At 56.4% G+C, this 12,493-nt stretch carries 12 protein-coding genes; 3 read left to right on the top strand and 9 right to left on the bottom strand.

Annotated elements, in window-relative coordinates:
* Window positions 1-13 precede the first annotated feature (13 nt).
* A complete protein-coding gene (locus B9Z42_RS08320) occupies window positions 14-655 on the bottom strand; it encodes a VTT domain-containing protein (protein WP_100132900.1) in 642 nt (213 codons plus the stop codon).
* 33 nt (window positions 656-688) lie between these two features.
* Here B9Z42_RS08320 and mutL point away from each other — a divergent pair, with 33 nt between their 5' ends.
* The 3 genes from mutL to miaA are packed head-to-tail and all read left to right on the top strand — an operon-like array spanning window position 689 to window position 4,820.
* Window positions 689-2,656, top strand: a complete 1,968-nt coding sequence (gene mutL / locus B9Z42_RS08325; RefSeq protein ID WP_100132901.1) for a DNA mismatch repair endonuclease MutL — start codon at window positions 689-691, stop codon at window positions 2,654-2,656.
* Entirely contained in the window at window positions 2,656-3,843 is a 1,188-nt protein-coding gene (locus B9Z42_RS08330; protein ID WP_100132902.1) for an MFS transporter, read from the top strand. The genes mutL and B9Z42_RS08330 overlap by 1 nt, the downstream gene beginning before the upstream one ends.
* The gene (gene miaA / locus B9Z42_RS08335; protein ID WP_100132903.1) at window positions 3,840-4,820 is read left to right on the top strand and encodes a tRNA (adenosine(37)-N6)-dimethylallyltransferase MiaA; all 981 of its coding nucleotides are present in this window, start codon (window positions 3,840-3,842) and stop codon (window positions 4,818-4,820) included. Before B9Z42_RS08330 ends, miaA begins: the two co-directional genes overlap by 4 nt.
* Here the strand turns inward: miaA and B9Z42_RS08340 are convergent.
* Genes B9Z42_RS08340 through nuoI form a run of 8 tightly spaced genes read right to left on the bottom strand, consistent with a single transcriptional unit; the run spans window position 4,801 to window position 12,492 of the window.
* Complete coding sequence (locus B9Z42_RS08340) at window positions 4,801-5,322, bottom strand: DUF1178 family protein (RefSeq protein WP_100132904.1); 522 nt, start codon at window positions 5,320-5,322, stop codon at window positions 4,801-4,803. The genes miaA and B9Z42_RS08340 overlap by 20 nt on opposite strands.
* Window positions 5,323-5,366: 44 nt before the next feature.
* Window positions 5,367-5,957, bottom strand: coding sequence for an NUDIX domain-containing protein (locus tag B9Z42_RS08345; protein ID WP_100133060.1), 591 nt, complete (start codon window positions 5,955-5,957; stop codon window positions 5,367-5,369).
* A gap of 44 nt (window positions 5,958-6,001) precedes the next feature.
* Entirely contained in the window at window positions 6,002-7,489 is a 1,488-nt protein-coding gene (gene nuoN, locus B9Z42_RS08350; RefSeq protein WP_100132905.1) for an NADH-quinone oxidoreductase subunit NuoN, read from the bottom strand.
* A gap of 15 nt (window positions 7,490-7,504) precedes the next feature.
* On the bottom strand, window positions 7,505-8,983 hold the full coding sequence (locus B9Z42_RS08355) for an NADH-quinone oxidoreductase subunit M (protein WP_100132906.1): 1,479 nt from the start codon (window positions 8,981-8,983) through the stop codon (window positions 7,505-7,507).
* A gap of 13 nt (window positions 8,984-8,996) precedes the next feature.
* On the bottom strand, window positions 8,997-11,018 hold the full coding sequence (gene nuoL, locus B9Z42_RS08360) for an NADH-quinone oxidoreductase subunit L (RefSeq protein ID WP_100132907.1): 2,022 nt from the start codon (window positions 11,016-11,018) through the stop codon (window positions 8,997-8,999).
* 6 nt (window positions 11,019-11,024) lie between these two features.
* Window positions 11,025-11,333 (bottom strand): NADH-quinone oxidoreductase subunit NuoK, encoded by a 309-nt coding sequence (gene nuoK / locus B9Z42_RS08365; protein ID WP_100132908.1) that lies wholly within the window; start codon window positions 11,331-11,333, stop codon window positions 11,025-11,027.
* Window positions 11,330-11,968, bottom strand: coding sequence for an NADH-quinone oxidoreductase subunit J (locus B9Z42_RS08370; protein WP_100132909.1), 639 nt, complete (start codon window positions 11,966-11,968; stop codon window positions 11,330-11,332). Before B9Z42_RS08370 ends, nuoK begins: the two co-directional genes overlap by 4 nt.
* An 11-nt stretch (window positions 11,969-11,979) precedes the next feature.
* A complete protein-coding gene (nuoI, locus tag B9Z42_RS08375) occupies window positions 11,980-12,492 on the bottom strand; it encodes an NADH-quinone oxidoreductase subunit NuoI (protein WP_100132910.1) in 513 nt (170 codons plus the stop codon).
* Window position 12,493 lies beyond the last annotated feature (1 nt).

The raw sequence follows: 12,493 nt of genomic DNA on the forward strand, positions 1-12,493 counted from the left end.
GACTTTGAGCCGTTTAAAGCGGCTGACGCGAGGCCTTCCAAGAACCGTAAATGGCCAAAGCGCCCGGAATCAAAATCATGGCCCAAATGATTTTGTCGAGATGCAGCTTCACCCACGGAATGTTGCCAAAGAAATAACCCGCTGTGACGATGCCACCTACCCACAAAGCACCACCTGCCACGTCGTAAAAGGTGAATTTACGGCGGGTCATGTGCGCCACACCCGCCACAAACGGGGCAAAGGTGCGCACAAAAGGCATGAATCGGGCAGCGACCAAGGTCACGCCGCCGTAGCGCTCGTAAAACGCATGGGCTTGGTCAAATGCGCGGCGGTTGAAAAACTTGGAGTCTTCCCACGCGAACACCTTCGGACCAAAGAATCGCCCGATCGCGTAATTGGTTTGGTTGCCCGCTACCGCTGCAGTGAACAACAGCGCGACCGACAAGCCATAGTCCATCAGCCCCACACCGCACATGGCGCCCACGACAAACAGCAACGAGTCGCCCGGCAAGAACGGCATGACCACCAAACCCGTCTCCACAAAGATGATCAGGAACAACAGGGCATAGACCCAAACGCCGTAGGCCTGGACAAAGGCCTCGATGTAGCGGTCGATGTGCAAAATGAAGTCGAGCATGAGTGTGATGGGTTCCATGCCCGTGATTATCCCTGCCTCTAAAATCTCAGGGTGCAACCTGCTACTCAACCCCCACGCGCGATCCGCGAACTCCCCGACGAACTCATCAGCCAAATCGCCGCCGGCGAGGTGGTGGAACGCCCCGCCTCAGTGGTGCGCGAGTTGGTCGACAACGCCTTAGATGCCGGCGCCACACTCATCACCGTGCGTTTGTTGGCCGGCGGTGTACGCCTGATCAGCGTGGAGGACAACGGCGTGGGCATCCCCGCCAATGAGTTGCCCATTGCGCTCAAGCGCCATGCCACGAGCAAGATCACCAGCCTGAACGAGCTGGAGTCGGTGGGCACGATGGGTTTCAGGGGCGAGGCCTTGGCTGCGATTGAGTCGGTGTCTGAGTTGTCCGTGTTGTCGCGCACCGCCGCACAAGACATGGCCATGCTGCTTGATGCGCGCAGCGGCGAGCTGCAAGCGACGGCGCGTGCGCAAGGCACCACCATCGAAGTCAAAGAGCTTTTTTACAGCACCCCCGCGCGGCGCAAATTCTTAAAAACAGACAACACCGAATTGGCGCACTGCGTGGAGGCAGTTCGTCGCCATGCATTGACGCGCCCCGAAGTGGGTTTTGCCATTTGGCATGAAGGCAAATTGGTCGAGCAATGGCGCGCACAACCGGCAGAAGTGGAACGCCAACTCGCCCTAGACCGCCGGCTCGCCGACGTGTTGGGTGATGATTTTCTGGACAATTCGGTCGCCGTGAACTACCAATCGGGCAACGTGACGGTGGTGGGTCGCGCCGGTGTGCCAGATGCTGCACGTTCACGTGGCGACCACCAGTTCTCCTACGTGAATGGCCGCTATGTGCGCGACAAAGTGGTGACCCACGCCGCCCGCAGCGCCTACGAAGATGTGTTGCACGGCCACCGCCAGCCGGTTTATGCCTTGTATGTAGAGATCGACCCCACGCGGGTGGACGTCAACGTGCATCCCACCAAAATTGAGGTGCGTTTTCGCGACAGCCGCGAGGTGCATCAAGCTGTGCGCCACGCGGTTGAAAACGCCTTGGCCGTGCCACGCGCCAACTTGTTGGCGGCTGCGGCGTTGACGGCGACGGATGCGAATTTGGCAGCGGACAACGGTGTGCAACTCAAGCCCAGCTCAGGCGCCTGGCCTCAAGCGCATTGGCAACAAGCCGCTATGCCCTTGGCGGGCAACCGCGTGTCCGACCTCAGCGCCTTGTGGCAATCCACCGCTCCCAAAGGCTTGCCTGCACACGAGTCTGCGCAAACCCAATTTGATGGCACGCCGATGGTTAGCCGCGATGCGGGTTCTGCGTTTCTCAACGAGACCGCGTTCGTAAGCACCGGTGCCACCTCGCCCCTCACAACCAGCGCCAGTCACGCATCGTTGAACGCTGCGAACTCAGCCTCCGCCGAGTCTTGGCCTTTGGGCAAAGCCTTGGCGCAACTGCATGGTGTCTACATCCTGGCGGAAAACGCCCAAGGCTTGATCTTGGTCGACATGCACGCGGCGCACGAGCGCATCGTCTACGAGCAACTCAAAACCCAAGTGGACACGCAGCACATGGCCAGCCAGCCGTTATTGATTCCCGCCAGTTTTCCAGCCACTGCACAAGAAATCGCAGCAGCCGAAGCCAATGTCCAAACCCTCCACGAATTGGGTTTGGAAATCTCGGCCCTGTCCGCCAAAACCTTGGCCGTACGCGCTGTACCCAGCAGCTTGGCGCAAGGCGATGCCGTCGCCCTCGCACGCAGCGTTTTGGCGGAGTTGTCGCAGCACGATGCCAGCACCGTGGTGCAACGCGCGCGCAACGAACTGCTGGCCACCATGGCCTGCCACGGCGCGGTGCGCGCCAACCGACGCCTGACCTTGGACGAAATGAACGCGCTGCTGCGCCAAATGGAAGTCACTGAGCGCTCCGACCAATGCAACCACGGTCGCCCGACTTGGCGTCAACTCAGCATGCGCGAACTTGACGCTCTCTTTTTGCGCGGTCGTTGATGTCACCCCAACTCATTGTGGGGCTGTTGTCGATGCTCTTGGGCATTCAGCCCGTTGCCACAGATTTGTACTTACCCGCCCTGCCTGCGATCACCTCAGACTTACAGGCCACCGTGGCACAAGCCCACCTCACATTGAGTGCCTTGTTGCTGGCCTTTGGCACTTCGCAACTGGTGTGGGGTCCGCTGTCTGACCGGTTTGGACGCAAACCTATTTTGTTATGGGGCTTGGCAGCGTTTGCTTTGGCCGGCATGGGTTGTGTGTTGTCAACGGCCATGCCAGAACTCATCATGTGGCGGTCGTTGCAAGGCGCTGCGATGGGTGCGGTGGTGATGTGTGGCCGTGCCATCGTGCGCGATTTGTACATGCCCGATGTGGGCGCGCGCGTGATGTCCAAAGCGCTCACGGGCTTGGGCATGACGGCGGCCATTTGTGCACCCCTTGGTGGCCTGCTGACCGACCTGTGGAGCTGGCATGCAGCGCTCGGGTTGGTGGCGGCATTTGGTTTACTCTCTTGGGTGATGGTCGCTTGGAAGTTTGAAGAAACCGTCCAGGTGAAAAACCCGGATGCACTGCGCGCTCGCGTGTTGGTGCAAACCTGGTGGCACATCGTGCGCCACCCCACGTTTGTGGCCTTCACCGCGGTGGCCCTTTGCTCCTACGTGGGGTTGTTCACCTTCTTGGCATCGTCTTCTTTTGTGTTCATCGGCCTACTGAAGTTGGCACGTTGGGAATATGGGTTGCTGATGTTTTCCATGGCATTTGTGTACCTGAATGGCACGCTGCTGTGCCGACGTTTGTTACAGCGTTTTGGGGTGCGACGCACCGTGGCCTTTGGCGGATGCTTAAGCTTATTGGGCGGCGGTTGGATGGTGCTGAACCCTTGGCTAGGCTGGGTCAGCGTGGCGAGCATCATGCTGCCGTATTACTTGTTCATCTTAGGTCATGGCATTCATCAGCCTTGCGGACAAAGCGGCGCCATTGGGCCGTTTCCGCAAGCCGCTGGTGCGGCGTCTGCTTTGGGTGGGTTTTTGATGATGGTGACGGCCTTTGCCACAGGCATTTGGCTAGGCACGCAAGCCGACGGCAGTGTCTTTCCGATGGTCAACACCTTGGGCTTTTGGAGCCTGCTGACGACCTTGGCGGCCTGGGGCTTGGTGTGGCGTCAACCAGAGAAACAAGCATGAGCAACCTTCCCTTAGACGCCATCGCCTTGTTAGGCCCCACCGCGAGCGGCAAAACAGCTGCGGCCTTGGCCATTGCGCAATGGCTGCCCATCGAAATCATCAGCCTCGATTCAGCCCTCGTGTACCGCGGCATGGACATCGGCACCGCCAAGCCAAGCGCACAAGAACTGGCCCAAGTGCCTCACCACCTGATTGACATTCGCGATCCTTTGCACGCCTATAGCGCGGCCGAATTCGCACGCGATGCAACTGACTTGATCGCCGACATTCGTGCACGCGGCAAGCTGCCTTTGGTGGTGGGCGGCACCATGCTCTACCTCAAAGCCTTGCGCGATGGCATTGACGATTTACCAACCGCGCAGCCCGAACTGCGCGCCCAAATCGAAGACCAAGCCATCGACCTCGGCTGGCCCGGTATGCACGCCGAATTGGCCAAGGTCGATCCGGTCACGGCGGCACGTTTGGCCCCCAACGATGCGCAGCGTATCTCGCGCGCCTTGGAGGTATGGCGTGTCAGTGGCAAACCCCTGTCGCAATGGTTCGCAGAGGCCGCCCACACACGCGCCCAAAAAACCGCGCTGAACATGCCTTTGATTTCGTTAGAGCCCAGCAACCGTGCTTGGTTGCATGAACGCGTTGGCCAACGTTTTGACGCGATGTTGAAAGCGGGTTTTATGGATGAAATGCTCACACTCCGCGGGCGTGGCGATTTGCACATCGACTTGCCCAGCATGCGCTGTGTGGGCTACCGACAAGCTTGGGAATTGCTAGAACGCGCGGCGGACTTCAAGGTTCCGATCGAAACCCTCTTGCCACAGCTGCGCGAACTGGGCACGGCGGCAACGCGTCAACTGGCCAAACGCCAACTCACTTGGCTGCGTGGCTTGGGCGAACGCTTGATCGTGCCTTGCGATGCGCCTGACGCACTGGCACAAACGCAAGCCCTGGTGAAGCAGCTTACTGCAGCGTCTCTTTGACCGACTCAGGCATGGGCAACGGCAATACAGAAATGCCCTCGTCCAGCAAAGCCTCGGTTTCTTGTGGGCTGGCTTGTCCACGGATGTTGCGGTGCTCGGCTTCTCCGTAATGCATCTTGCGTACCTCTTCGGGAAAACTGCTTCCCACATCTTCGGTATTGGCCACCACATGGCGCACCATTTTCAATAACGCAGCTTGCAGTTGAGCCGGCTCAAGCGCGTGAGGTTCTTGTGCGTGAGTGGTGACAGTCTCAGTGACCGCAGGATCAGACACTGTTTGCATCGGCTCAGACTCGACTGGACGAGCAAGCCCACCACCACGCTCCCCACGCGATGTTGTCAAGTTCAACCTTGGCGCGCTGAGTTTTTTCGTGATGGCGGCGTCGGCGCAAACCGGACACGTGACCAAGCCGCGCGCAAGTTGACTCTGAAAGTCATCTTCAGAGGCGAACCAGCCCTCAAAGCTGTGTTGCTGGCTGCAATGGAGGTCAAGAACTTTCATAAGCGCAAATTAAGCCACACATCGCTCAAAGAACACAGACAAGCTCAAACCGTTTGCCACGTCAGTGGCCAGGCACCACTGCGATGGTTTTGCAGCCACAACAAACCCGTGAGGGTTTTGGCATCGGTCAGCTGACCGTCGCGCGACCACGCCAGCAGCTCGTCCATGCTGGCGGTGAACACATCTAAAAATTCACCCTCATCCAACTGGCGTTCACCAAGGCTTAAGCCACGCGCAAACCAAATATCGATGAACTCCGTGGAGTAACTGATGACAGGGTGCAACACACCCGCATGCGCCCACTCGGTGGCTCGGTAGCCAGTCTCTTCCAACAACTCACGTTGGGCACAGGCAAGACGATCCTCACCAGGGTCCAACTTGCCAGCGGGAAACTCAATCATCACCTGTTGCACGGGATAGCGGTACTGACGCTCCATGACCAAACGACCATCGTCCAACATGGCGATCACCATCACCGCTCCGGGATGAATGACGAATTCGCGCGTGGCTTGCTCGCCGTTGGGCAAGCGCACGGTGTCGCGAAAGGCGTGCAAGAAGTGGCCTTTGAGCAACTCCACATGATCGAGCGTGTGTTCGACCAAATGGCTGTCGGACGAAGAAATAGGTGCAGACATGAAAAAAGCCAGCACAGAGGCTGGCTTCGCAGAAAGTTTGTGAATTAGGTGCCGAGCGTGGACACGATGGCACGCGCGCACAAGGCCATCAGCCCACCAGGCATCATGCCCAAGATCAAAATCAAGGCACCGTTGATGGTCAAGACGACACGCACATCGGTGCCGGCAGACACGGTGGTGGCCGTGATCGGTGCATCAAAGTACATGACTTTGACCACGCGCAGGTAGTAGAAAGCGCCGATCAACGACATCATCACGGCAAACACGGCCAAGGCAATGGCGCCCGATTGGCCTGAAGCGATGAGTGACTGCAACACCGACAGCTTGGCGTAGAAACCTACCATAGGTGGCACGCCAGCCAACGAGAACATACACAAGGCCATCACGCCAGCATACAAAGGGCTGCGTTGGTTCAGGCCAGCGAGGTCGGTGATCTCTTCGCTCTCGAACCCTTCGCGGGCCAACAACAAAATGATGCCGAACGTCGCCAAAGTAGTCAGGACGTAAGTGATGACGTAGAACATGGATGAGCTGTAGGCATTGGCGGCAGACGCCGTGTTGCCATTGACCACACCCGAGAGCAAACCAATCAACACAAACCCCATTTGCGAAATGGTCGAGAACGCCAACATGCGCTTGAGGTTGGTTTGCGCCACCGCAGCCAAGTTACCAATTAACAAGGAACCGATGGACAAGACCATCAACATCTGTTGCCAATCGATCGCCAAAGGCAACAAGCCTTCTACCAACAAACGGATGGTCATGGCGAACGCGGCCAACTTGGGCGCACCACCAATCATCAACGTCACCACCGTGGGCGCACCTTGGTACACGTCAGGAATCCACATATGGAAAGGCACCACACCGAATTTGAACGCCAAACCGCAGACCACGAATACCAAGCCCAACACCAACACTTGGTGTTTGATTTGGCCGGAAGCCACAGCCTTGAAGACCGTGCTTATGTCGAGTGATCCGGTTGCGCCATAGAGCATGGACAAACCGTAGAGTAAGAAGCCACTGGCCAACGCGCCGAGCACAAAGTACTTCATGGCGGCTTCGCTGGCCGTTGCATTGTCACGACGCAAAGCCACCAAGGCGTAGCTGGACAAGGTCAACAATTCCAAGCCAAGGTACAGCACCAGGAAGTTGTTGCCCGAGATCATGACGAACATGCCCAAGAGCGCAAACAAACCCAAGGTGAACATCTCGCCACCGCGAAGCATGTCGCGATCAGCGGCATAGGGACGGCCGTAAACCAAGGTGACCATCACAGCCAAAGCCGCAAAGCACTTGAGCCAACCGCCCATGGGGTCAGACACCACCATGTTGCCAAAGCTGTAAACCGTCAGCCCTTGGGACGCTGCACTGGCCTGCATGTAGGCGACGACACCCAAGGTGGCCATGGACAGGGCGTAGGTCAGCGTACGGCGGGGTGACTTGACAAACAAATCAACCAAGGCGATCACGATGGCCATGATGGCCAGCAAAATTTCGGGATAAACCGCAGCAATGCTCAGTTTTTCAAACATATTCTTCTATCCCTTTTATTGGGGCAACTTCGACAGGGCAACGTGCTTGAGCAAGTCGGCCACCGAGGCATCCATCACATCGGTGAAGGGCTTGGGGTACAGGCCCATGACCAACACCGCAATCGCCAGCAAAGACATGACCAAGAACTCCCGCGCATTGATGTCGGTCAGCGCTTTCACGTGCTCGTTGGCAACAGGGCCTAAGTAAACGCGCTTGACCATCCACAAGGTGTAAGCGGCGCCAAAAATCAAGGCAGACGCAGCAGCCAAGCCAATCCAGAAGTTGAACTTGATGGCGCCCAAAATGACCATCCACTCGCCCACGAAACCTGCTGTTCCGGGCAAACCGCAATTCGCCATGGCAAAGAACAGGGCAAACGCTGCAAACTTGGGCATGGTGTTAACCACACCCCCATAGCTGGCAATTTCACGCGAGTGCATGCGGTCGTACAACACACCAATCGACAAGAACATGGCGGCAGACACAAAGCCGTGGGCGATCATTTGCACCAAGGCACCCGACACACCGATGTCATTGAAGATGAAGAAGCCCAAGCTCACGAAGCCCATGTGTGCGACAGACGAATAAGCCACCAGCTTTTTCATGTCCTCTTGAACCATCGCCACCAAACCGACGTAAATCACAGCCACGAGCGACAAAGCGATCATGAGCCAAGCGAATTCGCGCGCAGCATCCGGCGCAATGGGCAATGAAAAACGCAAGAAACCGTAAGCACCCAACTTCAACATGATGGCAGCCAGCACCGCAGAGCCGCCGGTAGGCGCTTCCACGTGAACGTCTGGCAACCAAGTGTGCACAGGCCACATCGGCACCTTCACGGCGAAGGCGGCAAAGAAAGCAAAGAACAAATAAGTTTGCGCGGTTGAGCCCAAAGGCAATTTGTGCCAAGTGGCCAAGTCAAAGCTGCCACCCGATTGGGTGTAAAGATAAATCAAGGCGATCAGCATCAGCAAAGAGCCGAGCAAGGTGTACAAGAAGAACTTGAACGCGGCGTAAATCTTGTTCGGGCCGCCCCAAATACCGATGATCAAGTACATCGGAATCAGTGTGGCTTCAAAGAACACGTAAAACAGCATGCCGTCCACGGCCGTGAACACGCCAATCATCAAACCGCTCAAGATCAAGAACGCGCCCATGTACTGGTTCACGCGCTCAGTGATGACTTCCCAACCTGCGAGCACCACAATCAAGGTGATGAAAGCGGTCAGCAACACAAACCACATCGACAAACCGTCGACGCCCAAGTGGTAGAACACATTGAAGCGTTCAATCCAAGGGGCTTTCTCGACCAACTGCATCGCAGAAGACGCCGTGTCAAAACCTGCATAGATAGGCAAGGTGACCAACACACTGACCAAGGCGCCAATCAAGGCCACCCAACGGACTGTTTTGGCGTGTTCGTCACGGCCGAAGGCCAACAACACGGCACCAAAGAAAATTGGTGTCCAAATGGCAAGGCTCAATAAACCCATTTTTTTATTCTCCTTATTTGAGCCAGACGAACCACGTCATCAGCAAGAACACGCCCAGAATCATCACCAAGGCGTAGTGATAGAGGTAACCCGACTGCAGCTGACGCGAGGCCGTCGAGATCCAACCCACCAATTTCCAGGACGCGTTGACGATGCCACCTTCGATGATGGCTTGGTCGCCGCCCTTCCAAAGGCCCGTACCCAACAGTCGTGCGCCTCGGGCCAAGATGTTTTCGTTGATCCAGTCCAAGTAATACTTGTTTTCCAACAAGGTGTAGACGGGCTGGAAAGCACGTTTGATCGCGGCAGGCACGGCAGGGTTGACCATATACATGTAGTAAGCGCTGGCCACACCGGCCACGGCCAACCAGAACGGTGCCGTGCTCAGGGCATGAATCGCCATGCCCACTGCGCCGTGATAGCCGTGCGCCAACTCTTTCATCACGGGGTGCTTGTCCGCGTTGATGAAGATGGCATCTTTGAAGAACTCGCCGTACAGCATCGGATCGATCGTCAAGTAGCCGATCACCACCGACGGAATGGCCAACAGCAGCAATGGCACCGTTACCACCCATGGGGATTCGTGAGGGCTGTGATCGTGACCATGGTCGTCATGACCGTGGTGATCGTCGTGGTGGGCATCCGGGTTTTGGTCGTAACGCTCTTCGCCGTGGAACACGAGGAAGTACATGCGGAACGAGTAGAACGCGGTGACGAACACACCGGCCAACACGGCAAAGTGCGCGAAACCAGCACCGGGCAAGTGACTTTCAGCCACAGCTTCGATGATGCTGTCTTTGGAGTAGAAGCCCGAGAAGAACGGTGTGCCGATCAAGGCCAACGAACCGAGCAACGAAGTGATCCAAGTGATGGGCATGTACTTGCGCACACCGCCCATCCAGCGGATGTCTTGGTTATGGTGCATGCCCATGATGACGGAACCAGCCCCAAGGAACAACAAGGCTTTGAAGAACGCGTGCGTCATCAAGTGGAACACGGCCACTGAGTAAGCCGATGCGCCCAAAGCCACCGTCATGTAACCGAGCTGCGACAACGTGGAATAAGCCACGACGCGCTTGATGTCGTTTTGAATCAGGCCCAAGAAGCCCATGAACAACGCAGTGATGGCACCAATCACCAAGACGAAGTTCAAGGCTGTGTCTGACATTTCAAAGAAAGGCGACATGCGCGCCACCATGAAAATGCCAGCGGTCACCATGGTCGCTGCGTGAATCAGTGCAGAGATGGGTGTGGGGCCTTCCATGGAGTCAGGCAACCACACATGCAGCGGAAATTGCGCTGACTTGCCCATCGCACCGATGAACAAGCAGATACAAATCACGGTCACCAACATCCATTCGGTGCCAGGCAAAGTCAATGCACCCAATTCGCCTGCTTTGGCAAATGCTTCGGTGTAGTTCAAAGTGCCTGTGTAGGCAGCGATCAGACCAATGCCCATGATGAAGCCGAAGTCACCGACACGGTTGACCAAGAAGGCTTTCATGTTGGCGAAGATGGCCGTAGGTTTGTTGAACCAAAAACCGATCAACAAATAAGAGACCAAGCCCACCGCTTCCCAGCCGAAGAACAACTGGAGCATGTTGTTGCTCATCACCAGCATCAGCATGGCAAAGGTGAACAAGGAGATGTAGGAGAAGAAGCGGTTGTAGCCTTCGTCTTCTTCCATGTAGCCAATGGTGTAGATGTGCACCATCAGGGACACAAAGGTCACCACACACATCATCATGGCGGTCAAGCCGTCGACCATGAAGCCGACTTCCATTTTCAAACCACCCACCACCATCCAGGTGTAGAGGGTTTCATTGAAACGCGCGCCATCGTTGGCCACGCTGTTCAAGGTCATGGCAGACAACACAAAGGCAACCAGCACGCCCAGAATGGTCAAGGTGTGGGTCAGACGGCGGCCGATCCAGTTACCGCCAAAACGGGTACCGAACAAACCGGCTAAGGTAGAACCCACGAGGGGTGCCAATGGCACGGCCAACAGCGTAGAAGCTTGAAGGGTTTGAGACATGATCTGTTAACCCTTGAGCGTGTTGAGTTCGTCGACGTTGATGCTGGACTTGTTGCGGAACAACTGCACCAGAATCGCCAAACCAATGGCGGACTCAGCAGCCGCCACGGTCAAGATGAAGAACACAAAGATTTGCCCATTCAAGTCGCCCAAGTAGTGCGAGAACGCGACAAAGTTCATGTTCACAGCCAACAGCATCAACTCAATCGCCATCAACAAGACGATCAAGTTTTTGCGGTTCAAGAAAATGCCGGTCACAGAGAGCGCAAACAAAATCGCGCCCAACGTCAGGTAATGGCCTAAAGTAATGCTCATGCTGATTTCTCCTCTTCGGCTGCGGGTGCAACGGGCGGTTTGACCGCATCCATCTTCACCAACGCGACACGGTCGCGCGCTTTCACGCGGACTTGGTCAGCCGGATTTTGGTATTTGCTGTCTTTGCGTGTGCGCAAGGTCAAAGCGATGGCGGCAACCAGGGCGACAAACAAGATCAAAGCAGCGATTTGCACTGGGTAAAGGTACTCGGTGTACAGAAGCACGCCCAACTCTTTGGTGTTGGAAACTTGCACCGCACCCGCTGTGGCTTGCACTTGCGGCTCTCTGATGCGAAAACCACCCAACAACACCGCTGCCAATTCGAGTGCAATCACAGCACCCATGGTGGCAGCCAAGGGGAAATGTTTCCAAAAGCCTTGGCGAATGCTGTCCATGTTGATGTCGAGCATCATCACGACGAACAAAAACAAAACCATCACCGCGCCGACATACACCAGCACCAAGGTGATGGATAAGAACTCAGCGCGCAAGAGCATCCACACACCCGAGGCTTGGAAGAATGCGAGCACCAAATACAGCGCGGCATGCACCGGGTTGCGCGCCGTGATGACGCGAAACGCTGCAAACAGCATGACGGCTGAAAACACATAAAAAAGAGCCGATTGAACGTCCATCATGAAATCTTTCAACGGTATTTGGCGTCCGCAGCCTTGTTGGCTGCGATCTCGGGTTCATAACGGTCGCCGACGGCCAACAACATCTCTTTGGTGAAGTACAGGTCACCGCGTTTTTCGCCGTGGTACTCAAAGATGTGGGTTTCAACGATGGAGTCGACGGGGCAACTTTCTTCGCAGAAACCGCAGAAGATGCACTTGGTCAAGTCGATGTCATAGCGTGTGGTGCGGCGGCTGCCATCGGCACGCTGGTCCGACTCGATGGTGATGGCCATCGCGGGGCACACGGCTTCGCAGAGTTTGCAAGCGATGCAACGCTCTTCGCCGTTTTCATAACGACGCAGGGCGTGTAAGCCACGAAAACGGGGCGATGCAGGCGTTTTTTCTTCAGGGAACTGAATCGTGATGCTGCGCGAGAACATGTACTTGCCGGTCAGGGCCATGCCTTTGAACAGCTCGGTCAGCAAGAAGCTCGACAAAAAGTCGCGCAACGAGAAGGGAACAGATTGTGTGGTTGTTGTCATG

The sequence above is a fragment of the Limnohabitans sp. B9-3 genome (assembly GCF_002778325.1).
In the GTDB taxonomy this organism is placed as follows: domain Bacteria; phylum Pseudomonadota; class Gammaproteobacteria; order Burkholderiales; family Burkholderiaceae_C; genus Limnohabitans; species Limnohabitans kasalickyi.